Below are 23,817 nucleotides of genomic sequence, written 5' to 3'. Positions count from 1 at the left end.
TCGCAGCCATCTTTACTCAGCCGCCCTTGGCAACCCTGCGCCAGAATCTCCATGCCTTGCGACATCGTTGGCGCGAGCCACCACGAAAGCGCAAGTTTCAAGCCATGCCAAAGCTATCTTAGCGCATGTGCCCTCGAGGGGGAGATGTCGCCGGAAGGCGACAGAGGGGGTCATCGCGCGTGAAGCGCCGACGCCCTGCGCGACAAGAAAGAGCGTCGGCGCCCTATGTGAGACGACCCCTCTGGCTGCTTCGCGGCCATCTCTCCATCAAGGGGGAGATTTGGCGCGGCTGGCGCGACTGGGGCAGCCGCGTTATAAACTCGCAAACCATCACGATACCGGGCCCTCCATGTCCTTCATTCCCGACACTTCGACCCTCATCCAGTTCGCCATCGCCACCATCATCCTGGCGATCACGCCGGGACCGGACATGACGCTTTTCGTCTCGCGCACGCTGAGCCAGGGCCGCGCCACCGGCTTCGCCTCGATGGCCGGCGCGCTCTGCGGTACGCTGATCCACACCACGCTGGTGGTGGTTGGCATCTCGGCGCTGATCGTCGCTTCGCCGATGGCCTTCTTCGTCTTGAAGATATTCGGCGCCGGCTATCTGGTGTTCCTGGCCTGGCAGGCGCTCACCAAGGGCTCGGCCTTTTCGCCGGAGAAGAGGACGGGACCGCAGGTCTCGCTGTTCCGCAGCTGGGCGGCCGGGCTCGGCGTCAACTTGCTCAACCCGAAGATCATCCTGTTCTTCATGACCTTCCTGCCGCAATTCGTCTCCGCGCACGATCCGAACGCGTCCGGAAAGCTGTTCTTCCTCGGCGTGATGTTCATCGTGCTGTCGATCCCGGTGACGGCGCCGATGGTGCTGGCGGCGGAGAAGTTCTCGGCGGCGATGAAGGCAAGCCCGCGCGTCACGCGCGTGGTCGACTACCTGTTCGGCGGCGTGTTCTCGGCCTTCGCGCTCAAGATCCTGACGGCGCAGGCGAAGTAGACCCTCGCGCTTGCAAGGCGCGGGTCAGGCCTCCAGGTCGGGCAGCGCCTCACGCCGCCAGCTTCCGGCCCAGCGGCCGGCGGAGAGCCAGTAGAAGATGCCGCCAACCATGCCGGCACCGATTACGGCCAGACTGGCGTTGGTCGCGGTGACATCGAAATCGGCATCGCCTACACTATGCACGAAGCCGAGGAAGACGAGGGCGATCACGGCGCCGCCCAGCGCGTAAAACAGCCAGTCGCGGCGTCCGAGCACCTCGGCGATCAAAATGACGACCGCCGCCGGCATGAAGGCGAAATAGGCGACGAACAGCGCCACGAAAGGCACCGAGAAATAAAGCGCCGGCGCGATCGTCGGGTGCCCCGGCTCCAGGGGATAACCGAAATAGCCGAGGAAAAGCGCATTGAGGAAGGCGCTTGCCGCCAGCGAGCCGACGACATAGCCGACCAGGATGACGGCGAAGCGGACGAGATAGGCGATGATTCGCCTCACGCCTCGCCGTGCCCCGCGATCATCATGGCTTCGAGCGCCAGCCGGTCGACCTTGCGCATGCGTTCGGACTCCGACTTCAGCTGGCCGCAGGCGGCGAGGATGTCGCGACCGCGCGGCGTGCGGATCGGCGAGGCGTAGCCGGCATTGTTTATGTAGTCGGCAAACTTTTCGATCGTCTCCCAGTCCGAGCACTGGTAATTCGTGCCCGGCCAGGGGTTGAACGGGATGAGGTTGATCTTGGCCGGAATGCCCTTCAAGAGCTTCACCAGCGCCTTGGCGTCTTCGAGGGAATCGTTGACGTCCTTCAGCATCACATATTCGAAGGTGATGCGCTTGGCATTGGAGAGGCCTGGATAGGCCTTGCAGGCGGCGATCAGCTCCTTCAGCGGGAACTTCTTGTTGATCGGCACCAGCAGGTCGCGCAGGTCGTCATTGGTGGCGTGCAGCGAGATCGCCAGCATCACGCCGATCTCTTCACCGGTGCGGAAGATTTCCGGCACCACGCCGGATGTCGACAGCGTGATGCGCCTTTTTGACAAGGAAAGCCCGTCGCCGTCGGAGGCGATCAGCAGCGCCTTCTTCACCGCCTCGAAATTATAGAGCGGCTCGCCCATGCCCATCATGACGATGTTGGACACCTTGCGACCCTCGGCCGGCACAATGGCGCCATCCGGCGTGTCGCGGTCGGGGAAGTCGCCGAGGCGGTCGCGCGCGGTGAGCAGCTGCGCCAGGATCTCCTCGGCGGTGAGGTTGCGCACCAGCTTCTGCGTGCCGGTGTGGCAGAAGGAGCAGGTCAGCGTGCAGCCGACCTGGGAGGAGATGCAGAGCGTGCCGCGGCCTTCCTCGGGGATATAGACGGTCTCGATCTCGACGGAACGCCCGGCGCCGCGCGGCGGAAAGCGGAACAGCCATTTGCGCGTGCCGTCGGAAGAGATCTGCTCCTCGACGATCTCGGGCCGGGCGACGGTAAAATGCTTGTCGAGTTCGGCGCGCAATTCCTTGGAGATGTTGAACATATGCGCGAAATCGGAAACGCCGCGCACATACATCCAGTGCCAGAGCTGCTGAGCGCGCATCCTGGCCTGGCGCTCGGGCACGATGCCGGCGCCGACAAGAGCCTCGCCGAGCTCGGCGCGGGTCAGGCCGATCAGCGACGGCTTCTCGGCCGGTGCTGCGCGGCGCAAGGCGTCACGTGCGCCTTCGGCGGTAAGATCAAGCGAAACGGTCATGGTGGCGCCAATATAAGCGATTTGCGGCCGATTTCAGCATCGGCCGCACAGGAAGCGCGGCGCATAGCACAGCTCGGCGCCGGAGTCATGCGCCCGGGCTTTCCTTCTCCCAAGGCGGCGTCGATGTCGTGCGGCCCAGTCGGCCCGGACCCCCACCGCACCGGATCACTTTATGTCTCGACCGATGCGAAGCGATAGCTATTTCGACTGGCACGGAGGTCAACACATTTTGACGCCTGCCTGGACCTGTGGCGGAACGCGGCCGGCTGCCGCCATCTGAAACTCGATCACATATTCGTGTTGACGTAACCATTCGAGCTGCGCCGGCGAACCGGAAGAGGGCGACCATGCCCCTCAACAATGGGAGTTGTTCAGATGCACTCGATCAAGTTCGCACTCATTGCCGGCCTCGCCGGTCTTTGCGCCTCGCAAGCCTTTGCCGAAGATACGATGGGCGCCATGACGATGATGAAGGGCGGCCAGGTCACCGCGATCATGCCGGACGGCCACATGGGCACCATGATGCCGGACGCCAAGATGAGCGCCGAGATGATGAAGATGGCCAAGCCGATCAAGCATTGCATGATGATAATCACCGACGCCAAGGGCAAGGCCTACATGATCGACACGTCGACCAAGAAGGCCCAGGCCGAATGTGAAAAAATGGCGATGTGACCTCGCCGATGCTGCGTGCCAGCCTACCCGCCGGCCGGTACGCTGGCGGGTATCCTGTAACGTCTTCTTGAGCAGCTTTCCTCGATTTTACTGGCATAGCGTTGGCTCGTTCTCGCCGGTTGATCAGCGGCGAGTGTGCTAGGGCGGGTAACCATCAAGAGGACGGTCATGGCCGGCATATCGCGAAAATACCGCATGTTGCGGCGTTCACACGCCATGTGGGTGTCACGGCGCGTCTGGCAACCGCGCCTCGTCTTCTGGGCTGGCGCCATCTCGATCGGTCTGATCAGCGTTCTGTTCGCTCTGCTCGCAGACCGCGCGCAGCCCCTGTTCCACGTCATGACCGGCAATGACGGCGGCTGGCGCTTCTATCTGCCCCTGGTCGTGACGCCGCTCGGTTTCGTCCTTTGCGCCTGGCTTGCGCATTCCTTCTTTCCGGGGTCGCAAGGCAGCGGCATTCCGCAGGCGATCGCGGCCCGGCATCTGCGCGACGAGGACGATCGCAGCCGCATCCTGTCGCTCAGGCTGGTGGTGGGCAAGATCGCGCTCAGCATCGTCGGCCTCGCCTGCGGCGCCTCGATCGGCCGCGAAGGCCCGACGGTGCAGGTCGGCGCTTCGCTGATGCTGCAGGCGGCGCGCTGGGGCGGCATGGCGCAGGCGCGGGGCCTGATCCTGGCAGGCTCCGCCGCCGGCATCGCCGCCGCCTTCAACACGCCGCTTGCCGGCATCGTCTTCGCCATCGAGGAAATGGGCCGGGCCTATGAGGCGCGCACCAACGGCCTGGTGCTGACCGCGGTGATCCTGGCCGGCCTCGCCTCGCTTGGGCTGCTCGGCAACTACACCTATTTCGGCGTCGCCAGGGACACGGTCGCCTTCGCCACGGACTGGCCGCTGGTGCTCGCCTGCGGTGTCATCGGCGGTGGTGTCGGCGCGCTGTTCTCGCTCTCGGCGCTGAAAGTCATGCGCCGCATCCGGCGCTGGAACACGCTGCAGCCGCTGCCGCGCACGCTGGCCGTGGCGGCGGTCTGCGGCCTGGCCGTGGCCGCGATCGGCATCGCCTCCGGAGGATCGACCTTCGGCACCGGCTATGTGCAGGCGCGCGGCGCGATCGAAGGCACACCGCTGCCGGCTTTCTTCTTCGTCGAGAAATTCGCAGCCGGCCTGCTGTCGATGGTGTCGGGCATTCCCGGAGGCCTCTTCGCGCCGTCGCTGGCGGTGGGTGCCGGCCTCGGCAGCACGCTCGGCCTGGTCTTCGGCACGGCCACGGGAACTGCGGCGCTGCTCGGCATGGCCGGCTATTTCGCCGGTGTCGTGCAGGCGCCGATGACGGCTTTCGTCATCATCCTCGAAATGACCGGCAACCACGACAATGTGATCGCGCTGATGTGCGCGGCGATGCTGGGCTACGGCACGGCGAGGCTCATCTCCAACGAACCGCTCTACCATGCGTTGTCGCGCGTCTTCATCGCCGAAGCGATCCGGCGGCGGCGCGCGGAGATCGTGCCGGGGACCGGTCCATGAGCGCGTTGTCATTTCGGCATCTGAACCCGGACTGGAATGCTGAGCCGAATGCTCCCGACGTTGAGCTACGTGTGCAGGCAAATACGGTGGAGCTTTCCTTTATGCTCAACCCATGGGCCCACAATGCCCGCCGCGGAGAAATGGCAACGCTTAGCTTTTTCGGCTGCAGTCGCTTCCGATGGGATGCCACGAACGACCATTCATGGTTCGCGGGCAAAGGCCTCTACAGCGGTCAGGCTCCGAAATGGGGGGAGTTCTACGAGGTAATCGGGGACGACAGGGCCGTCAGCGATGGCGATTGGGATATCTTGTCGCCCGACAGCCCAGATTCCCGCCACTTCCTATTCTATTTTCGCGACGACACCATCGAGGTCGCAGCCAGAGACTGGTCGTTGACACTGAAAATGCCGGACGCCCGATAGGGGCGCGACATCATTTTCAGCTGCAGGTCCGGTTCGCCTATTTGCACTTGGCGATGGAGGCCAGCGCGGCCGAGATGCCTTTCAGCGAGAAGACGTAGGAGGTGGGATTGCCGCGGCCGGACTTGGCCTGCACCTTCATGTCGGAGCCGGTCTTCATGGCGGCGATCAGCACCGGCTCTTCGGCGGCGTTCTCGACCCAGGCCGACTTGCCGCGGGTGAACATCGAGAAGGACTTTTTGTCGATGGTGACGGTGGCCTTGGAACCTTCCTGGAAATTGTAGCCGGCGATGAACTGCGGCTCGTAGGAGACCTGCTGTCCCGGACGCTGGCTGACGAAGAAGAACATGTCGCCGTGATCGAGCGACGGGGGCTGCTTGTCTGTGGGCACGGTGAGCACATAGCAGACCTTGCCTGCCTTCGACTGATAGCTGTAGGTGCCCCAGGCATTGTGCTGGCCGATCTTCGTCGCCTGCTGTGCCAGCGCCGGCACCGCGAAGCTGGCCGCCAGGACCAGGCCGGAAATTGTAGCAATCAATCCGCGCATCGTTCTTCCCGTATTCCAAATAGTGCGGAGGCGGGCCGCGTGGCGTCCTGCCGTCGCTTCATTTTGATTTAATCAGGGTTACCAAACGGTGAATTGTCCTCGAAGAAAAGGAGCTCACCCCAGGAAACCGCCACCATCGCGCCGCCGCCTGTGGTTGTCGGCGCGTTGTCCCGGCGCGGAGTTGGAGGCCACGAAAACGGCAAGAGTTTGTCTTTTCGAACGGGCTGATTGCGGGCGTAAGTCAGCCCTTGTCGGCCAGCGCGTCCCTGGCAGCCTGCCTGTGGGCAGGCGTGATGTGGGCGCTGACGGCGGTGATCGCGGCAGTCAGCACGGCGAGGTCGTCGGTGTAGCCGAGGCCGACGACGAAATCGGGAATGAAATCGAACGGCAGGACGAAATAGCCGAGCGCGCCGAGCAGGGTCGCCTTGGTGCGCAGCGGCGTGTCCCTGTCCATGGCGCAGTAATAGGCGGCAACAACTTCGTCCATGAACGGAATCTGCCGCGCCGCCTTCTTGGCGGTGCGCCAGAATTTTTCGCGGACCTCGCCTTCGCCGGCGAGCTTGTCGCCGAAGCCGAAGAAATCGAAACCGGTACGTTGCGTCATCAGTCGCTCCTTGGCGGCCGCGCCCATCGTTGCACCGGCCCGCCGCGGGAAAATGTGGTGAAAGCGGGGGGCTGCTACAAGAGTTTAGCCGAAATACCGGTTCATCCGCTTTGCCAATTCTATATCCAGCGCAGTCACGCCGCCGGCGTCGTGCGTGTTCAGCGTCACATCGACGGTCTTGTAGACGTTCGACCAATCCGGGTGGTGGTCCATCTTTTCGGCCGCCAGCGCCACGCGGGTCATGAAGGCGAAGGCCTCGGAGAAGTTCTTGAAGACGAAGCTGCGCTTGATCGAAGCGCCGTCGGCGGCAAGCGACCAGCCGTCGAGTTCCGCAAGCGCGGCGACGATCGCTTCCTTGCTGAGTTTTTCCCTGTTCATGTCCGGTCCCTGTGCTATTCGGAGGTGATCCAACCATAGCGCCGGATCGATGAGCGCAAAGCCCATAAAATCCATTCTGTTTGTCTGCCTTGGCAACATCTGCCGCTCGCCGATGGCCGAGGGCGTGTTCCGCGACGTCCTGACTGAGCAAGGCAAAGACCAGGGTCTGGTGATTGATTCGGCCGGGACCGGCGGCTGGCACGCCGGCGAAGGACCGGACCGGCGCTCGATCGCGGTGGCCGCAAAGCATGATGTCGACATTTCAGGGCAGAGGGCGCGCAAGGTGCTGCCGGAGGATTTTATGCGCTTCGACCTGATCCTCGGCATGGACCGGGCGAATGTGCGCGACCTCAAGGCGCTGGCGCCGCAGCCCGCGCACGACCGCATCCATCTCTATCTGGATTTTGCCACGGGAAAGGCCGCGGACGTCCCCGATCCCTATTATGACGGCGCCGAGGCTTTCGCTTCGGTCTACCGCATGATCCGCGAGGCGTCGGAGGCGCTGGCGAAGCGGCTCGAGGCCAGCGTTTCAGCGACCAGCGGCCAGGCCTCCTCGACGATGTAGGGGCCGCCGCCGACCGAATCACGCGACGACATCAGGACGAAACGGCCGACACGGAAGGGCAATGCCGCGAAATTGCCGCGCGCCGAAAGATATTGCGCGACGTCAAGCGGGCTCCCATTGCGCAGGCGCGCCAGGGTCACATGCGGCGAGAACTTGCGCGGATCGGCCGGCAGGCCGAGCCGCTGGCAGATGCGGTCGATCTCGCCCTGCAGCGCCGTCAGGTCCGGCGAGGCCGACACGCCGGCCCACACTGCATGCGGCTTCTTGCCGCCGAAGGCGCCGACGCCGGAGAGCGTCATCTGGAAAGAGGGGCGGTCAATCCTGTCGAGGGCGTTGGCGATCTCGTCGGCGACATGGCCCTCGACATCGCCGATGAAGCGCAGCGTCAGATGGTAGTTTTCGACATCGATCCAGCGCGCTCCGGGCAGCCCGCCGCGGAGCAGGGACAAAGAGAGTGCGGCATCACGCGGAATTTCGAGGGCGGTGAAAAGACGTGGCATGTGAAGCCTCCTGTCCTCGAATCGAAACTCTCGGCCCTAGCGAATCATCGATATAAGCGCGGGGCAAGCGGTTTGTTATCCACAAGGTTTCCCCAGCGGAAAGCGTGGCGTTCCGGACTCACGGCGGCCCGCCCCCATGACGGTCCACTTCTCATGAGGGTCCGCCATTGTCGGCGATCGCCTTCTCGACCACGGGAAGGATGCGCTCGACCATGACATCGACTCCCTTGGGATTGGGATGCAGGCCGTCTTCCAGCTGGCGGTCGGGTTGGCCGGCGACGCCGTCGAGAAAGAACGGATAGAGCGGGATACCGTATTTTTCGGCAAGCCGCGGATAAATGGCGTCGAAGGCCTTCTGGTAGTCGGCGCCGAGATTGGGCGCGGCGCGCATGCCGGCCAGAAGCACCGGAATGTTGCGTTGCTTCAGCTTGCCGAGCATGGCGTCGAGGTTCTTCTCGGCGATGTCGGGTGAGACACCGCGCAGCATGTCGTTGGCGCCGAGCTCGAGGATCACCAGTCTTGTGCCGTCCGGCACCGACCAGTCGAGCCGCGCCAGCCCGCCGCTCGACGTGTCGCCCGACACGCCGGCATTGGCGACGGCGACATCGAGGCCCTTCGCCTTCAGTGCCGCCTGCAGCCTGTCCGTGAAACCCTGGCCGGGGCCAAGGCTGAAACCCGCCATCAGGCTGTCGCCGAAGCCGACGATGGTGAAGGTGGCGGCGCGCACCGGCGAAATGGCGCCGCAAAGGATGAGGAAAAGGATGAGGGCTGCGGCAAAACGGTGTTTGAATGCCATGCGGCGAGCCCCATATGACCGAAACAACGCAAGGAAGGAGACACGGATCGTCTCCTTTTTCCACATATAGGGCACTTTCATTGTGACAGAAGCCGTCATCGCGCTGAGGGATGTATCGCTGACGCTCGGCGAGGGCGCGTCCTCCGTCCACGTGCTGAAGAACGTCAGTCTCGACGTGGCGGCCGGGCAAGCCACCGGCATTGTCGGCCCGTCGGGCTCCGGCAAGTCCACGCTGCTGATGGTCCTCGCCGGCCTGGAAAGGGTCGATTCGGGCACGGTCCGGATCGCCGGCGAGCTGATCAACGACAAAAGCGAGGATCAGATAGCTTCGTTTCGGGGGCGAAACATCGGTATCGTGTTCCAATCCTTCCATCTCATCCCCAACATGACGGCGCTGGAAAATGTCGCGGTGCCGCTCGAGCTTGCCGGCCATGCCGATCCGTTCGGGGTGGCCGCGCTGGAGCTCGCGGCAGTCGGCCTGAGCGACCGCGTGACGCATTATCCGGGCGAGCTTTCCGGCGGCGAGCAGCAGCGCGTGGCGATCGCGCGGGCATTGGCGCCGTCGCCGCGCATCCTCATCGCCGACGAGCCGACCGGCAATCTCGACCAGGCGACGGGAAAGCAGATCGCCGATCTTCTCTTCGCCAAGGCGGCGGAACGCGGGATGACGCTGGTGCTGGTCACGCATGATCCGGCGCTTGCCGGGCGTTGCGCGCGCCAGGTTTCGATGCGGTCGGGGCGGATCGAGGATGCGCCGATGCCTGCCAAGGTGCCGGCTTGATGCGGACATTGAAGCTCGCCATCCGCTTCTCGCTGCGCGAGATGCGCGGCGGCCTGTCCGGCTTCATGATCTTCCTGGCCTGTATCGCGCTGGGCGTCGCGGCGATCGGCGGCGTCAATTCGGTGGCGCAGGCGATCTCCGCCGGCGTCGCCGACCAAGGCCAGACGCTGCTTGGCGGCGATTTGCGCTTCCAGATCAACCAGCGCAGCGCTTCGGACGCCGAGCTCGGCTTCATCCGGAGCCTCGGCACGGTTTCGCTCAACTCCGGCATGCGCTCGATGGCGCGGCTGGGGGACGGCTCGGACCAGGCGCTGGTCGAGGCCAAGGCCGTCGACGACGCCTATCCGCTCTACGGCGCGCTGGAAACCGATCCGGCGCTGCCGAAAGAGCGATTGTTCAGTGAAAAGTCCGGCGTGTTCGGCGCCGCCGCGCCCGACCTCTTGTTCGACCGGCTCAATCTTCACATCGGCGACAGGCTGAAGCTCGGCAGCGCCATTTTCGAGTTGCGAGCGAGGCTGGTCAGCGAGCCGGATGCGGTCTCGGACCGTTTCGGGTTCGCGCCGCGGCTGATGATTTCGCGCGAGGGCCTCGCCGCATCCGGCCTGGTGCAGCCGGGCAGCTTGGTCGAGAACGCCTATAAGGTGCGGCTGCCCGACGGGACGTCCGAGGCGCGGATCAAGGATATCCAGGCTCAAGCCGCGAAGGATTTCCCGCAGGCCGGCTGGTCGATCCGCACGCGCAGCAACGCCGCCCCCGCGCTCTCCACCAATATCGAGCGCTTCTCGCAATTCCTGACGCTCGTCGGGCTGACGGCGCTGGTGGTCGGCGGCGTCGGCGTGGCGAACGCCGTGCGCGCCTATCTCGACGGCAAGCGGGGCGTCATTGCGACCTTCAAGAGCCTCGGCGCTTCGGGCGGCTTCGTCTTCACGGTCTATCTGGTGCAGATCCTGTTGATCGCAGGCCTCGGCATTGTGCTCGGGCTCATCCTGGGGGCCGCGATGCCGTTCGTGGCGAGCGCGCTTCTGCAATCTGTCATCCCCGTGCCGGCGCAAGGCGGCTTCTATCCAGGCGCGCTCGCTCTTGCCGCGCTCTTCGGCCTGCTGGTGACGCTGGCCTTCGCGCTTTTGCCGCTCGGCCGCGCCCGCGACGTGCCGGCGACGGCGCTGTTCCGCGAAATGGGATTTGAGAGCCGCGGCTTGCCGCGCCTGCCCTATGCGGGTGCGGCGCTGGCGATCGTCGCCGCGCTGGCGGCGCTGGCGATCCTCTCGGCCAACGACCACCGCATCGCCGCGATCTTCGTCGGCGCCACGGTCTTTGCCTTCGTGGTGCTGCGGCTGGTGGCGGTGCTGGTGCAATGGGCGGCGAAAAAGAGCCCGCGCGTTCGCTCCGTGTCGCTGCGGCTGGCGCTCGGCAACATCCATCGTCCGGGCGCGCTGACGCCCTCGGTGGTGCTATCGCTCGGCCTCGGGCTGACGCTTCTAGTGACGCTTGCGCTGATCGACGGGAATCTGCGGCGGCAGATCTCCGGCAGCCTGCCGGAGCGGGCGCCAAACTTCTTCTTCGTCGACATCCAGAGCAGCGATGTCGATGCCTTCGCCGGCCTTGTCGCCAAGGAGTCGTCGCGGGGAACGCTCGTCAAGGTGCCGATGCTGCGCGGCCGCATCATGGCGCTCAACGGCGTCGACGTCGACAAGGTAAAGATCCCGGCCGACGGCGCCTGGGTGCTGCGCAGCGACCGCGGCCTGACCTATGACGCGAAGCAGCCGGACAACGCGACGCTGACCGAAGGCGCGTGGTGGCCGCAGGATTATTCGGGCGAGCCTCTGGTGTCGTTTTCGGACGAGGAGGGCAAGGCGATCGGGCTGAAGCTCGGCGATACCGTGACCGTCAACGTGCTCGGCCGCAACGTCACCGCAAGAATAGCCAACTTCCGCCAGGTTGAGTGGGAGACGATGGGCATAAACTTCGTCATGGTGTTCTCGCCCAACACCTTTGCCGGGGCGCCGCATGGCTGGCTGGCGACGCTGACCGACAAAAGCGCCACCACTGCCGACGACGCCAGGCTGCTCAACGCCGTCACCCGCGCCTTTCCGGCAGTGACGACGGTGCGCGTCAAGGACGCGCTCGACATCGTCAACCGACTGGTCGCGCAGTTGGGCACCGCGATCCGCGCCGCCGCCGGCGTGGCGCTGATCGCCTCGGTGCTGGTGCTGTCCGGCGCTTTGGCCGCCGGCAACCGGGCGCGCATCCACGACGCCGTGGTGCTGAAGACGCTCGGCGCAACGCGACGAACGCTGATTGCCGCCTTCTCGCTGGAATATGCGTTGATCGGCCTTGCGACCGCGCTGTTCGCGCTCGCCGCCGGCGGCATCGCCGCCTGGTTCGTGGTCGCGCATATCATGACGCTGCCGTCGCATTTCATGCCGGAAGTGGCGGTGGCGACGATCCTGGTTTCGCTGGCAGTCACCGTCGGCATCAGCCTTGCCGGCACCTGGCGGGTGCTCGGCCACAAGGCGGCGCCGGTGCTGCGCAACCTCTGACCGCGGGGCTTCCGGGCGCTCGCCCGGTTAAATCTTCGTAAGAATGGCGGCCGGAAGGGCCGAAAATCGGCCTTTTGCTTTCTTACAAAGCGTCACCGCTCGTTACCGTCTTGTTCTTGACGTCGAGAACGCTCATATTTTGCGCAGGCATGCTGGAGCCCCGCCAGCGGCGCCTGGTCTCAACGGTCATCCAGAGGGACCTGTCACCGGACGGGGCAGAAGCAACAGAGGATTTCCAATGGCTGATCCCATTCGCAACTACCAGACGTCCGCCGCCCCCGGCGCGCGCGTCGATATCGATCAGGGCCTGCGCGCCTATATGATCAAAGTCTATAACCTCATGGGGCTTGGCCTTTTGATCACCGGCCTTGCCGCCTGGGGCGCCTTCCAGCTCGCCGTCACGGGCGACGGCCAGCTGACCGCCTTCGGCCAGCTCATCTATGCAAGCGCGTTCCGCTGGGTCGTTATCCTGGCGCCGCTCGCAGCCGTAATGTTCCTGTCGTTCCGCATCCAGTCGATGAGCGTGGTGGCGGCGCAGACCACGTTCTGGGTCTATGCCGGCCTTGTCGGCCTGTCGCTGTCGACGATCTTCCTCGTCTACACCGGCACCAGCATCACCCAGACCTTCTTCGCCACGGCTGCGGCCTTCGGCGGCCTGTCGCTCTATGGCTACACGACCAGGCGCGATCTGTCGGCGTTCGGCTCGTTCCTGATCATGGGCGTGATCGGCCTGCTGATCGCGATGCTGATCAACATCTTCCTGCAGTCCTCGGCGCTCGCCTTCGCCATCTCGGCGATCGGCGTGCTGGTCTTCGCGGGCCTGACCGCCTACGACACGCAGAAGATCAAGGAGATGTATTTCGAGGGCGACGTCGCCGACGTTGCCGGCCGCAAGGCGATCATGGGCGCGCTGCGCCTCTATCTCGACTTCATCAACCTGTTCATGTTCCTGCTGCAGTTCATGGGCGACCGCCGCTAAGGGCAGTTGCCCGGTCTTACTGGACCATAGACTTTGCGAAGGGCGGCCCAACGGCCGCCCTTTCTTTTTGCGCAGTCCTTTGCTGTTATCGAGGCAGGGAAGATAACTGCACAAATTATGAGCACCATTGCGATCAGACCTGCCACCGCGGCCGACCTCGACCGAATCACCGAAATCTATGCCGATGCGGTCGCGCATGGCACGGCAAGCTACGAGCTGGAGCCGCCCAGCCGCGCCGAAATGGGCAACCGGTTCGACGCTCTGTCGGCGGGCGGTTTTCCCTATCTCGTGGCCGAGAAGAACGGCGACGTGCTCGGCTATGCCTATGCCGGGCCGTTCCGGCCGCGCCCCGCCTACCGATTCGTCATCGAGGATTCGGTCTATGTCGCGCCCGAGGCCAAGGGGCAGGGCGTGGGCTCGCTGCTGATGCAGGCGCTGATCGAGACGGCGCGGGCGGCGGGCTTCCGCCAGATCATCGCGGTGATCGGCGACGGCCACGCCGACAGCGCTTCGGTGCGACTGCACGAGAAGCTCGGCTTCCGCCATTCCGGCCGCCTGGAAGGCTCCGGCTACAAGCACGGACGCTGGCTGGACACGGTGTTCATGCAGCTGCCGCTGAATGGCGGCGCGGCGCTGCCGCCGGATCCGGATTCGCTGCCGGAACGGAGGTTCCGGGGCTCAAGAGGAAATGAAGAATTGAAGAATTGAGAATTGAGGAAAAGGGGCTGAGGCCTGACTGAGCTGCAGTCCTCTTTTCCTCAGTTCTTCAGTTCTTCATTTCCTCAATTCCCCTTCTTCCTTCACGCCTCGACGAGCTTCAGCTTGGCATCGAACACGCCGAGCACGCGGCCGAGTTCCTGGCCGCGTTTGAGGATGCGGCCACCTGCGGCGATGACGGCGAAAGCGCCTTGGCGGCGCGCCAGCTTCGGGTCCTTGACGATCTGGAACAGCGGCACTTCGCTGGCCCGGCGGAAGACGGAAAAGACAGCGCGATCCGTGAGATGGTCGATCGCATAGTCGCGCCATTCATTGGCCGCCACCATGCGTCCGTAAAGCCTCAGGATCTGGTCGAGCTCGCGCCGGTCGAATCGCACCGGCTGGTCGAGGCGGGCGTTGCGCGCCTCATGCAACGGGATCAATATTCCGGATGCTTCCCCATCCTCCGTCCCGCTGCTGTGATCGGTCATGCCTCGATCCTTCGATTGAATCATGCGCCGGCCAAGGTTCGCGCTTTCACGGCGGAATTGCAAGGGCGCGATGGGATTGCCGCGGCCATCTGAGTGCGGGCGGTCGCGCGGTTTCCAAAACGTCCAGTCACGTTTGGGAAACATATGTTGGAATTGGTGATGCTCCGCCACATTTTCGCCACAAATAATCCGCGCTCATGCCCCAATGTCCGACGAATTTACCGGCGTTGCCTGAGACGGTTCGGTCCGGCACCGGCTCGTAAACCCCAAGCCCCCCGCCCACGGGTCAGCGTCGGATCGAACCAACCTCGGTTTTTCCTTGGAAAAATCAGGTGCGACGATCCCAAAACCTAAACGACCGGCGTCAGAAGCAAGCTGACGCCGGTTTTTTATTTTCCTTCTCCCCTTGCGGGAGAAGGTGGACGCGAAGCGGCCGGATGAGGGGTGCTGGAAGGCATGCGGCACTGATGGATATGGCCACGGTGCGGCGCCGGTCGCGAACGTCCACCAAGCTGGAACACCCCTCATCCGTCTCCGCGCTGCGCGCCGATCCACCTTTTCCCACAAGGGGAGAAGCGAGAGGGTGCCCCGCTAAAGCCGATCCGGCTTGTGGATGAAGGCGGCGCCGAGGATCGGGCCGGGCATGCCGTCCTTGCCGACCGACTGCAGCAGCACCGCGCAGCCGCCCTTCTTGGCGATCTCGGTCATCGGCAGTTCGTAACGCTGCGCCTTGCCGTGCCACATGCCGGCGGTCTGGATGTCGGAAACGGCGTTCCAGTAGGTCAGGCTGCGGCCGCTGTTCTCGCCCTGGCCGATCTTCACCATCTGCGGCGGGTCGAAGTAGACGATCACCACATGGGCGTCGGTCGGGCCGTTGCCGGCATCGCCCGCGTCGATCATGACGCGGTCGCTGGTGCGACTCACCTTGATGCCAACCCGCATGCCCTCGCCGGTCCTGTCCATCCGGGCCAAGGCGCCGTCGACATCCTTGCGGCTGGCGCCGTTGACATGGCTGCGGCCATTGATGACGGCTTGCGGCGTGTAGACCGAGCGGCTGCCGAAAGCGCGCATATAGTCATATTGGCGCTCGGTGTTCTCCTTGTTGCTCAGCGTGTCCTGCCAGCCGAGATAGTCCCAGTAATTGACGTGGTAAGCGAGGGCGATGATATCATCCTTGCCGGCGAGCTCGGCGAAGAACTCGTCGGCCGGCGGACAGGAACTGCAGGCTTGGCTGGTGAACAGTTCGACCACGCCCAGGGGCTTGTCGGTCTGAAGCTTGCCGGTCACGGCCTTCTCAGGCTCGGCTGCCAGGGCCACGCCGCCCAACGCCGTAAGGGCCAGCGCTACTGCCGCAAGCCGCAATCGTCCTCGAAACGCCATGACTTTTCCAATTCCCGCCGGTGACGCCGGCCTTGTTCTGATTGCTAAAATATGTGGCAGAAGCGCCAGTCAACGGGAAGTCACGTTGCGGTGAAATTTTTGCTGTTGCAGCCGCAGGTAAGCGCGCAATAGGAGGGGCGATTGCATTTCAAGGCGCGGTTCGATTCGGGGGGCAGCATCCTCACCATGTGGCAAACTCTCCTGACCCCCGTCGATCTCTATTGCGAACGGACGGGGCCTGGACTTTGGGCGGAGCCGGCCAATGCTTTGACCAATCTGGCTTTCATTGCCGCGGGACTGTGGGGTGTCTGGCAGGTGCGGCGCTACAAGACCGGCACCTTCGCCGAAATGCTGGCCTGGTGGGTGGTGGCAATCGGCATCGGCTCGACCTTGTTCCACACCTTCGCCAGCAAAGGCACGATCTGGGCCGACATCCTGCCGATCGCCGGCTTCACACTGGCCTATACGCTGTTCAACCTGCGGCGTTTCCTGGGCATGGACTGGAGCAAGGCGATCCTCGTCTTCGTCGCCTTCTATATCGTTGCCGGCCTGATCACCTATGCCCGTGCCGGATTCGCTGCGCCAGGCCTCGAATGGCACGACGGGCTACCTGCCGCCCTTCCTGGCGCTCGCCTTCTTCGGGGCGTGGGTGGCGGCCACCGGCAACCGGGCCGGCTGGTATAATCTGACCGGATCAGCGATCTTCGTCGTCTCCGTCATCTGCCGCATGATCGACCCGCTGGTCTGCGCCAGCTTCCCGCTCGGCACGCACTTCCTCTGGCACGTCTTCAACGGCCTGATGCTGGCGGTGCTGCTGGCGGCGACGGCGAGGTTTGGGAAAGCGAAGGCAGTAGGGCAGTAGGGCAGTAGGGCAGTAGGGCAGTAGGGCAGTAGGGCAGTAGGGCAGTAGGGCAGTAGGGCAGTAGGGCAGTAGGGCAGTAGGGCAGTAGGGCAGTAGGGCAGTAGGGCAGTAGGAATATCCTTCCCTACTCCCTTACTGCCCTACTCCCTTATTCCCTTCTCAAGCAGCCAAATCCCGCAGCACGTACTGCAGGATGCCGCCGTTCTTGAAGTAGTCGAGCTCATCGAGCGTATCGATGCGGCAGATGATCGGCACGTTCTTCACCGTGCCGTCGCCGAAGGTCACCTTGGCGACCATCTTCTGGCGCGGCTTGATCGTGTCCAGCCCGTCGATCTCGACCAGCTCGTCGCCCTTGAGATTGAGGGAAGCCCATGAGGTGCCCTCCTCAAAGACGAAGGGGATGACGCCCATGCCGACCAGGTTGGAGCGGTGGATGCGCTCGAAGGACTGGGCGATGACCGCGCGGACACCAAGGAGATTCGTTCCCTTGGCCGCCCAGTCGCGCGAGGAGCCGTTGCCGTACTCGACGCCGGCGAAGATCACCAGCGGCACGCCCTCCTTCTTGTATTCCATCGCGGCGTCGTAGATCGACATCTCCTCCTTCGAAGGATAGTGGATCGTGTAGCCGCCTTCGCGGCCGTTCTCGCCCAGCATATGGTTGCGGATGCGGATGTTGGCGAAGGTGCCGCGCATCATCACCTCATGATTGCCGCGCCGCGTGCCGTACTGGTTGAAGTCGGCGACGCCGACCCCATGCTCGGTGAGGTACTTGCCGGCCGGCGAAGCGGCCTTGATCGAGCCAGCCGGCGAGATGTGGTCGGTGGTGATCTTGTCGCCGAAGAGACCGAGCACGCGCGCTCCCTTGATGTCGCCGACCTTGCCGAAGGCGCGGCCCATGCCGGCGAAATAGGGCGGGTTCTGCACATAGGTCGAGTGATCGTCCCAGGCATAGGTCTGGCCTTCCGGCGCCTTGACCTTCTGCCAGTAGGCGTCGCCCTTGAAGACGTCGGCATATTTGCGGGCGAACAGCTCGCGGGTGACGTTCTTCTCGATGAACTCCTGGATCTCGGCCGAGGTCGGCCAGATGTCCTTGAGATAGACCGGCTTGCCGTCGCTGCCTTCGCCGAGCGGCTCGGTGGTGAGGTCCCTGGTCACCGTTCCGGCCAGCGCATGCGCCACCACCAGCGGCGGCGAGGCGAGGTAGTTCGCCTGCACGTCCGGAGAGACGCGGCCTTCGAAGTTGCGGTTGCCGGAAAGCACGGCCGCGGCGATCAGGCCCTTGTCGTTGATGGTCTTCGAGATCGGCGCCGGCAGCGGGCCGGAATTGCCGATGCAGGTGGTGCAGCCGAAGCCGACCAGGTTGAAGCCGATCTGGTCGAGCTCCTTCTGCAGGCCGGACTTTTCGAGATATTCGGCCACCACCTGGCTGCCGGGAGCGAGCGAGGTTTTCACCCACGGCTTCTGCTTCAGGCCGCGGCGGTTGGCGTTGCGGGCCAGCAGGCCGGCGCCGATCAGCACGCTCGGGTTAGAGGTGTTGGTGCAGGAGGTGATGGCTGCGATGACGACGTCGCCATGGCCAAGATCGTAATCGGTGCCTTCGACGGCGTAGCGCTTGGAAATCTCGGCGGCCTTCTTGTATTCGGTCTCCATCGCCTTGGCGAAGCCGGCGGGGATGTCCTGCAGGGCGACGCGGCCTTCCGGGCGCTTCGGGCCGGCCATCGACGGCACGACGTCGCCCAGATCGAGCTCGAGCAGGTCGGTGAAGACCGGATCGGCCGAGCCTGCATCGCGCCACATGCCCTGCGCCTTCGAATAGGCTTCGACCAGCGCGATGCGGTTCTCCTCGCGGCCGGACATGGTCAGATAGCGGATGGTTTCCGAATCGACCGGGAAGAAGCCGCAGGTGGCGCCATATTCCGGCGCCATGTTGCCGATGGTTGCCCGATCTGCCAGCGTCATGTTGGAAAGGCCGGGGCCGAAGAACTCGACGAACTTGCCGACGACACCCTTCTTGCGCAGCATCTGGGTGACGGTGAGCACCAGGTCGGTGGCGGTGACGCCTTCCTTGAGCCTGCCGGTGAGGCGGAAGCCGATGACCTCGGGCAAAAGCATGGAGACAGGCTGGCCGAGCATCGCGGCCTCGGCCTCGATGCCGCCGACGCCCCAGCCCAAAACGCCGAGGCCGTTGATCATGGTGGTGTGCGAATCGGTGCCGACGCAAGTGTCCGGATAGGCGGTTGTCTCGCCGTCTTCCGAATTGGTCCACACGACCTGGCCGAGATATTCGAGATTGACCTGGTGGCAGATGCCGGTGCCGGGCGGCACGACGCGGAAGTTGCGGAAGGCCTGCTGGCCCCATTTCAGGAATTTGTAGCGCTCTTCGTTGCGCTCATATTCGAGCTCGACATTGCGGGCGAAGGCCATCGGCGTGCCGAACTCATCGACGATGACGGAGTGGTCGATGACGAGGTCGACCGGCACCAGCGGATTGATCTTTTCCGGATCGCCGCCGAGCGCCTTGATGCCGTCGCGCATGGCCGCGAGATCGACCACGGCCGGAACACCGGTGAAGTCCTGCATCAGCACGCGGGCCGGGCGATAGGCGATCTCGACGCCGGCGGTGCCCTTGTCGGTCAGCCAGGCGGCGACTGCCTGGATCGATTCCCTGGTGACCGAGCGGCCGTCCTCATTGCGCAGGAGATTCTCCAGCAGCACCTTCATCGAATAGGGCAACCGGGCGATGCCGGTGAGGCCGTTCTTTTCGGCCTCAGCGAGGTCGAAATAAACATAGTCCGCGCCACCTGCGGTCAGGGTGCGGCGGCAATTGAAACTGTCGAGGGATTTCGTCACGGCGATCCGTCCTTGTCTGTTCAGCCTGAAAGGGAACGGACGCCGTTGGCATGCAATCACGCGCAAAGGTGCGGGTACGGCCATTTCCGCTGTCCGCTCCCAAGCAACCCGAGCCGTTCAAGGCGGCGCGTGCGCTGGTTCGGCGCTAATTCTGATCCCGCGCCGACCGCTGGCACGGATGAACCGCATATAGAGAATTTCCCGGAATAGTTCTAGACAGTCGAAAGACGATTTTGCGTGAGCCGGAAACGGCCGCGGAACGGTGCTTTCGGGACGGGCAAAAATGCGGCTGATCGCCGAAAATCTAGGCGGTGAGCGCGGCGGTGAGACGGTCTTTTCCAACATCGGCTTCGCGCTGGAAAAGGGCGAGGCGCTTATCGTCACCGGGCCGAACGGCGCGGGCAAATCGACGCTGCTGAGGGTCGTCGCCGGGCTACTGCCGGCCGCCCGGGGAAAGGTGCTTATCGAAGGTGGCGGCGAGGCTTTCCCGACAGTCGCCTCCGCCTCGCATTATCTCGGCCATCTCAACGCAATGAAGACGGCACTCAGCGTCGAGGAGAATCTCGGCTTCTGGCGGGCGTTTCAGGGGGAGCCCGGACTGGTCGTCGAAGAGGCGCTGGAGACGGTGGCGCTCGGCGGTCTCGGACATCTGCCCTTCGGCTATCTGTCGACCGGACAGAGGCGGCGCGCCTCAATCGCCAAGCTCCTGGTCAGCCGGCGGCCGGTCTGGCTGCTCGACGAGCCGACTGCCGGGTTGGACAAGGCCTCGGAGGAGCGGTTCGCGGGGCTGATGCGGGGGCATCTGCGCGATGGAGGGATCGTGGTGGCGGCAACGCATCTGCCGCTGGGGTTGGAGGGCGCGCGCGAGCTGCAAATGAGGGTAGGTCATTGATGTCGGTGCCCTACGGCCCCTCCCTCTGCCCTGCCGGGCATCTCCCCCTCAGGGGGGGAGATCAGCAGTTCAGCCGCCTTGCCGCGCTGGAGATTGGCGAAGGGCGGGGTGACATCCAATCTCCCCCTCAGAGGGGGAGATGGCCGGCAGGCCAGAGAGGGGGGCCTGGGCGCAGGCATCCCAAATCATGCTAGCCCTCTTCCTACGCGATATCCGCCTCTCCATCCGCGCTGGCGGCGGGGCCTTGATCGGGGTCATCTTCTTCCTCGCGGTCATCGTCACCATCCCCTTCGGTGTCGGCCCCGACCTCAACCTGTTGTCGCGCATCGGCCCGGCGATCCTGTGGATCGCCGCTTTGCTCGCCTGCCTGCTCGGGCTGGACCGCCTGTTCCAGGCCGACCGCGAGGACGGCTCGCTGGATCTGCTGGTGCTGAACAGCGACCGCCACTTGCTGGCGCTTACGGTGTTGACGAAATGCCTGGCGCATTGGACCGGCAGCGTGCTGCCGCTGGTGGTCGCGGCACCTCTGCTCGGCCTGTTCATGAATATGGAGCCGCTGGGCATCGGCGCCACGGCGCTCACCTTGCTCGTCGGCACGCCAGCCATCACTTTCATCGGCGCGGCGGGCGCCGCGGTGGCGGTGGCGCTGCCGCGCGGCGGACTGCTCATCTCGGTGCTGGTGCTGCCGCTCACCATTCCGGTGCTGATCTTCGGCGTTTCGGCAAGCTATGGCGCGGTGGCCGATCCGGCGCCGTTCCTGCAGCCTTTCCTCATTCTTGCCGCGCTGACGCTGTTTCTTGCGGTGCTCGGTCCACTGGCGGCGGCGCTGGCGCTGCGGCACGGGACGGATTGAGGCGACGAGGACGTTCCTTCACTGCGGCACCGCGGCAAATTGCGGACCGGCCGGTGCGGGGTTATGGAAAGACATGATCGGAACGGTTGACATGGCTACGAGCAGTGAGCGGTCGCTATGAGCGCGCACGCCCTGTTCGTCACTGCCGCCTACGCCATTACCGCCGTCGTGCTCGCCGGGCTGATCGGCTGGATCCTGCTCGACCAGCGGGCGCGCAAACGCGAGCTTGCGGCGCTGGAAGCGGCCGGGGTGCGGCGGCGTTCCGACAAGGCTGTCAAGCCATGAGCCTCGAAACCGAAGCGCCGCGCCGCCGCCTGTTCGTGCTTCTGCCGCTCTTGGTATTCCTGGGGTTGGCGGGGCTGTTCCTGTCGCAACTGCTCTCGGGCCGCGACGCCTCGGAAATCCCCTCGGCGCTGATCGGCCTGCCGGCGCCGCAGACCGACTTGCCGCCGCTCGAAGGGACGAGCCTGCCGGGGCTCGCGTCAAAAGACTTTGCCGGCAAGGTGACGCTGGTCAACGTGTTCGCGTCCTGGTGCGCGCCGTGCCGGGAAGAGCATCCGGTGCTTCTCGGCCTGTCGCAGGACAAGCGCTTCACGCTCGCCGCGCTGAACTACAAGGACCAACCGGAAAACGCCCGCCGCTTTCTTGGCAATCTCGGCAATCCGTATCAGGCGATCGGCGTCGATCCGGCCGGACGCGCGGCGATCGACTGGGGCGTCTATGGCGTGCCGGAGACCTTCGTCGTCGGCAAGGACGGCAAGATTGCCTACAAGCATGTCGGGCCGCTGACGCCGGAGTCGGCGCGGGACCTGCTGTTGCCGCAGATCGAGAAGGCGCTGGCGGCGCCGGGTTGATGCGGCGGCGCCCCCTCATCCGGCCGCTTCGCGGCCACCTTCTCCCCGAGGGAGAAGAGGTTGGCGCTGGCGCTTACCTGCTCCTCTCCCCTCGGGGAGAGGTCGGATTACCCCGAATTGCTCTTCGCAATTCGGTTGGCAATCCGGGAGAGGGAATTCCCCTCGACCGGAAAAGGCTCAGCCGTAGATCTGCTTGTGGATCTGGTAGAGCATCTCGGAACGGTCGGCGCGCAGATCGGCGAGATCGCGGCTGGACAGGTTCTCGATTTCCGCGACGAGGCGGTTGTAATGGCGGCGCTTGGCCATGCTGGCGCGGGCGCGGGAGACAAGATTGTCAAACATGACAGGGTTCCTTTCATGCCGCATTGGCGCGGCCGGTTGTTCCTCCCTGACGATTATGAGCATGACATAGGAACGGTGCGCCGCAAAAGAAAGATGTTGCAATGCACCATTGCAGCCAGCGCATAGCCGGTTAACCGCGGGCTAACAGCCTATGCGCCCAGCGTGGCACGCGAGACCGGCCGCTTCACGCAGTTCTCATCCGTTTTGTCATACAAATTGCGGGCCTGCCGTCTTGCCAGATCGCCTTCAGGCTGGCTTGATCGCCCGTCACCTGATGCCGGGAGGAAATTGATGGCGGCCGCTGACTATTACGAAGTTCTCGATCCGCGCTTCGCGCGCCTGTTCAACGGCAGCGCGCGGGTGGAAAAGCTGTTCACCGGATGCCGGTGGGCGGAAGGGCCGGCCTGGTTCGCCGCCGGCCGCTACGTCGTCTGGTCCGACATCCCGAACAACCGTATGCTGCGCTATGACGAGACCGACGGCAGCGTTAGCGTGTTCCGGCAGCCGTCCGGCAATTCCAACGGCAACACGGTCGACCGGCAGGGCCGGCTGATAACCTGCGAGCATTCCGGCCGCCGGGTCAGCCGCACCGAGCATGACGGCTCGGTCACCACTATCGCCGAGAAATGGAAAGGCAAGCGGCTCAACTCGCCCAATGATGTGGTGGTGCGCTCCGACAACTCGATCTGGTTCACCGATCCGAGCTACGGCATCGACACCGACTATGAGGGCGACAAGGCCGAAAGCGAGATCGGCGCCTGCAACGTCTATCGCGTCGATCCGGAGACGGGCGATGTCGAGGCCGTCATCACCGATATGGTGCGGCCGAACGGGCTCGCCTTCTCGCTGGATGAAAGCCTGCTCTATGTTGTCGACACGGGCCGCACACATGGCGAGAAGAATCCTGCGCATATGCGCGTCTTCAACGTCGGCAAGCACGGCAAGAAGGTTTCGGGCGGCAAGGTGTTCGCCGACTGCACCGCCGGCCTGTTCGACGGGTTCCGGCTCGATTCGGACGGCCGCATCTGGACAAGTGCTGCCGACGGCATCCATTGCTACGACCCCGACGGCACGCTGATCGGCAAGGTCAAGGTACCGGAGGTGACCGCCAACTGCGTGTTCGGCGGCAACAAGCTCAACTGTCTCTACATCGCCGGCACCACCTCGCTCTACATGGTGCGGCTGATGGTGAACGGGGCCAAGACCTATTGATAGCGAGGCATATCAGCGGGAGAGAAAAATGCCGTTCGTCAACATCCGCATCGTCAAGGAAGTGATCGCCGCCGATCCGGCCGGCAAGAAGGCTGACATCGCCAAGAAAGTGACCGCGGCCATCATGGACGCCACCGGGCTCAGCAATGAGGACGTCTGGGTGGTGTTCGAGGAGGTCAATGCCCGCGACTGGTATGTCGGCAAGACCGATGTCGAGACGCGGAGGAAGGGGTAGCTTCCTCCTTCTCCCCTTGTGGGCCTGTTGCGCAGTTAGCGAGGACAGGCTCGCGGAGCGATTTGGTCGCGAGGTCTCGCTCCGTTTTGGCTTTGGGGTGGAATTGAGGGTGGCGGTGTGGCCTCAGGCCGGA

The 23,817-nt window shown here is 64.3% G+C and carries 26 protein-coding genes and 1 pseudogene; 16 read left to right on the top strand and 11 right to left on the bottom strand.

What is annotated here, in order from left to right; translation table 11 throughout:
• Window positions 1-349 precede the first annotated feature (349 nt).
• On the top strand, window positions 350-991 hold the full coding sequence (locus tag O7A05_RS32175) for a LysE family translocator (RefSeq protein ID WP_337097358.1): 642 nt from the start codon (window positions 350-352) through the stop codon (window positions 989-991).
• 24 nt (window positions 992-1,015) lie between these two features.
• Here the strand turns inward: O7A05_RS32175 and O7A05_RS32170 are convergent, their stop codons facing one another.
• The gene (locus O7A05_RS32170; protein ID WP_337097357.1) at window positions 1,016-1,483 is read right to left on the bottom strand and encodes a hypothetical protein; all 468 of its coding nucleotides are present in this window, start codon (window positions 1,481-1,483) and stop codon (window positions 1,016-1,018) included.
• A complete protein-coding gene (gene rlmN / locus O7A05_RS32165) occupies window positions 1,480-2,712 on the bottom strand; it encodes a dual-specificity RNA methyltransferase RlmN (protein WP_337097355.1) in 1,233 nt (410 codons plus the stop codon). The genes O7A05_RS32170 and rlmN overlap by 4 nt, the downstream gene beginning before the upstream one ends.
• Before the next feature lie 375 nt (window positions 2,713-3,087).
• On the opposite strand from rlmN, the gene O7A05_RS32160 reads away from it, so the two are divergent.
• From O7A05_RS32160 to O7A05_RS32150, 3 genes are all read left to right on the top strand, one after another.
• A complete protein-coding gene (locus O7A05_RS32160; RefSeq protein WP_337097354.1) occupies window positions 3,088-3,387 on the top strand; it encodes a hypothetical protein in 300 nt (99 codons plus the stop codon).
• A 168-nt stretch (window positions 3,388-3,555) separates the two neighbouring features.
• Window positions 3,556-4,908: a chloride channel protein gene (locus O7A05_RS32155; protein ID WP_337097353.1), complete on the top strand. Its 1,353-nt coding sequence runs from the start codon at window positions 3,556-3,558 to the stop codon at window positions 4,906-4,908.
• On the top strand, window positions 4,905-5,330 hold the full coding sequence (locus O7A05_RS32150) for a hypothetical protein (RefSeq protein WP_337097352.1): 426 nt from the start codon (window positions 4,905-4,907) through the stop codon (window positions 5,328-5,330). The genes O7A05_RS32155 and O7A05_RS32150 overlap by 4 nt, the downstream gene beginning before the upstream one ends.
• A gap of 37 nt (window positions 5,331-5,367) precedes the next feature.
• Here the strand turns inward: O7A05_RS32150 and O7A05_RS32145 are convergent, their stop codons facing one another.
• From O7A05_RS32145 to O7A05_RS32135, 3 genes are all read right to left on the bottom strand, one after another.
• Window positions 5,368-5,874: an invasion associated locus B family protein gene (locus O7A05_RS32145; RefSeq protein ID WP_337097351.1), complete on the bottom strand. Its 507-nt coding sequence runs from the start codon at window positions 5,872-5,874 to the stop codon at window positions 5,368-5,370.
• A 241-nt stretch (window positions 5,875-6,115) separates the two neighbouring features.
• Window positions 6,116-6,478 (bottom strand): YkvA family protein, encoded by a 363-nt coding sequence (locus O7A05_RS32140; RefSeq protein WP_337097350.1) that lies wholly within the window; start codon window positions 6,476-6,478, stop codon window positions 6,116-6,118.
• Window positions 6,479-6,562: 84 nt separating this feature from the next.
• Complete coding sequence (locus O7A05_RS32135; RefSeq protein WP_337097349.1) at window positions 6,563-6,856, bottom strand: 4a-hydroxytetrahydrobiopterin dehydratase; 294 nt, start codon at window positions 6,854-6,856, stop codon at window positions 6,563-6,565.
• A 49-nt stretch (window positions 6,857-6,905) separates the two neighbouring features.
• Here O7A05_RS32135 and O7A05_RS32130 point away from each other — a divergent pair, with 49 nt between their 5' ends.
• On the top strand, window positions 6,906-7,421 hold the full coding sequence (locus O7A05_RS32130; protein WP_337097348.1) for a low molecular weight protein-tyrosine-phosphatase: 516 nt from the start codon (window positions 6,906-6,908) through the stop codon (window positions 7,419-7,421).
• Here the strand turns inward: O7A05_RS32130 and thpR are convergent.
• Together thpR and O7A05_RS32120 are read right to left on the bottom strand one after the other, a co-directional pair.
• Complete coding sequence (gene thpR, locus O7A05_RS32125; RefSeq protein ID WP_337097347.1) at window positions 7,328-7,921, bottom strand: RNA 2',3'-cyclic phosphodiesterase; 594 nt, start codon at window positions 7,919-7,921, stop codon at window positions 7,328-7,330. The two genes, O7A05_RS32130 and thpR, sit on opposite strands and share 94 nt — an antisense overlap.
• 151 nt (window positions 7,922-8,072) lie before the next feature.
• Complete coding sequence (locus tag O7A05_RS32120) at window positions 8,073-8,717, bottom strand: arylesterase (protein WP_337097346.1); 645 nt, start codon at window positions 8,715-8,717, stop codon at window positions 8,073-8,075.
• An 82-nt stretch (window positions 8,718-8,799) separates the two neighbouring features.
• On the opposite strand from O7A05_RS32120, the gene O7A05_RS32115 reads away from it, so the two are divergent.
• The 4 genes from O7A05_RS32115 to O7A05_RS32100 all read left to right on the top strand — a co-directional run bounded on the left by O7A05_RS32115 (window position 8,800) and on the right by O7A05_RS32100 (window position 13,725).
• Window positions 8,800-9,498, top strand: coding sequence for an ABC transporter ATP-binding protein (locus O7A05_RS32115; protein WP_337097345.1), 699 nt, complete (start codon window positions 8,800-8,802; stop codon window positions 9,496-9,498).
• Window positions 9,498-12,038: an ABC transporter permease gene (locus O7A05_RS32110; protein ID WP_337097343.1), complete on the top strand. Its 2,541-nt coding sequence runs from the start codon at window positions 9,498-9,500 to the stop codon at window positions 12,036-12,038. The genes O7A05_RS32115 and O7A05_RS32110 overlap by 1 nt, the downstream gene beginning before the upstream one ends.
• Window positions 12,039-12,276: 238 nt before the next feature.
• Window positions 12,277-13,017, top strand: a complete 741-nt coding sequence (locus O7A05_RS32105) for a Bax inhibitor-1/YccA family protein (protein WP_337097342.1) — start codon at window positions 12,277-12,279, stop codon at window positions 13,015-13,017.
• Between the two features lie 117 nt (window positions 13,018-13,134).
• A complete protein-coding gene (locus O7A05_RS32100; protein ID WP_337097341.1) occupies window positions 13,135-13,725 on the top strand; it encodes a GNAT family N-acetyltransferase in 591 nt (196 codons plus the stop codon).
• A 92-nt stretch (window positions 13,726-13,817) separates the two neighbouring features.
• On the opposite strand, the gene O7A05_RS32095 is transcribed toward O7A05_RS32100, so the two are convergent.
• Window positions 13,818-14,204: a DUF2794 domain-containing protein gene (locus O7A05_RS32095; protein ID WP_224517957.1), complete on the bottom strand. Its 387-nt coding sequence runs from the start codon at window positions 14,202-14,204 to the stop codon at window positions 13,818-13,820.
• A 591-nt stretch (window positions 14,205-14,795) separates the two neighbouring features.
• A complete protein-coding gene (locus O7A05_RS32090) occupies window positions 14,796-15,584 on the bottom strand; it encodes a DUF1223 domain-containing protein (protein WP_337097340.1) in 789 nt (262 codons plus the stop codon).
• Window positions 15,585-15,770: 186 nt separating this feature from the next.
• On the opposite strand from O7A05_RS32090, the pseudogene O7A05_RS32085 reads away from it, so the two are divergent.
• Window positions 15,771-16,446: pseudogene (locus tag O7A05_RS32085) on the top strand (ceramidase domain-containing protein).
• 159 nt (window positions 16,447-16,605) lie between these two features.
• On the opposite strand, the gene acnA reads toward O7A05_RS32085, so the two are convergent.
• A complete protein-coding gene (acnA, locus tag O7A05_RS32080) occupies window positions 16,606-19,296 on the bottom strand; it encodes an aconitate hydratase AcnA (protein ID WP_337097338.1) in 2,691 nt (896 codons plus the stop codon).
• A gap of 283 nt (window positions 19,297-19,579) precedes the next feature.
• Here acnA and ccmA point away from each other — a divergent pair, with 283 nt between their 5' ends.
• The 4 genes from ccmA to O7A05_RS32060 all read left to right on the top strand — a co-directional run bounded on the left by ccmA (window position 19,580) and on the right by O7A05_RS32060 (window position 21,895).
• The gene (gene ccmA, locus O7A05_RS32075; RefSeq protein ID WP_337097337.1) at window positions 19,580-20,188 is read left to right on the top strand and encodes a heme ABC exporter ATP-binding protein CcmA; all 609 of its coding nucleotides are present in this window, start codon (window positions 19,580-19,582) and stop codon (window positions 20,186-20,188) included.
• Between the two features lie 187 nt (window positions 20,189-20,375).
• Entirely contained in the window at window positions 20,376-21,041 is a 666-nt protein-coding gene (ccmB, locus tag O7A05_RS32070) for a heme exporter protein CcmB (protein WP_337097336.1), read from the top strand.
• Between the two features lie 117 nt (window positions 21,042-21,158).
• Complete coding sequence (gene ccmD, locus O7A05_RS32065) at window positions 21,159-21,326, top strand: heme exporter protein CcmD (RefSeq protein WP_040996332.1); 168 nt, start codon at window positions 21,159-21,161, stop codon at window positions 21,324-21,326.
• Window positions 21,323-21,895 (top strand): DsbE family thiol:disulfide interchange protein, encoded by a 573-nt coding sequence (locus O7A05_RS32060; protein WP_337097334.1) that lies wholly within the window; start codon window positions 21,323-21,325, stop codon window positions 21,893-21,895. The genes ccmD and O7A05_RS32060 overlap by 4 nt, the downstream gene beginning before the upstream one ends.
• 177 nt (window positions 21,896-22,072) lie before the next feature.
• Here the strand turns inward: O7A05_RS32060 and O7A05_RS32055 are convergent, their stop codons facing one another.
• On the bottom strand, window positions 22,073-22,237 hold the full coding sequence (locus O7A05_RS32055; RefSeq protein ID WP_224584863.1) for a hypothetical protein: 165 nt from the start codon (window positions 22,235-22,237) through the stop codon (window positions 22,073-22,075).
• Between the two features lie 291 nt (window positions 22,238-22,528).
• Between O7A05_RS32055 and O7A05_RS32050 the strand changes: the two genes are divergently transcribed.
• Both O7A05_RS32050 and O7A05_RS32045 read left to right on the top strand, forming a co-directional pair.
• Window positions 22,529-23,449, top strand: a complete 921-nt coding sequence (locus O7A05_RS32050) for an SMP-30/gluconolactonase/LRE family protein (RefSeq protein ID WP_337097333.1) — start codon at window positions 22,529-22,531, stop codon at window positions 23,447-23,449.
• Between the two features lie 28 nt (window positions 23,450-23,477).
• On the top strand, window positions 23,478-23,684 hold the full coding sequence (locus tag O7A05_RS32045) for a tautomerase family protein (RefSeq protein WP_337097332.1): 207 nt from the start codon (window positions 23,478-23,480) through the stop codon (window positions 23,682-23,684).
• Window positions 23,685-23,817 lie beyond the last annotated feature (133 nt).

The sequence above is a fragment of the Mesorhizobium argentiipisi (SeqCode) genome (assembly GCF_037179585.1).
Classification (GTDB): Bacteria; Pseudomonadota; Alphaproteobacteria; order Rhizobiales; family Rhizobiaceae; genus Mesorhizobium; species Mesorhizobium argentiipisi.
The sequence above is the reverse complement of the archived record's forward strand: the minus strand, read 5'-3'. Positions and strand labels throughout refer to the sequence as shown.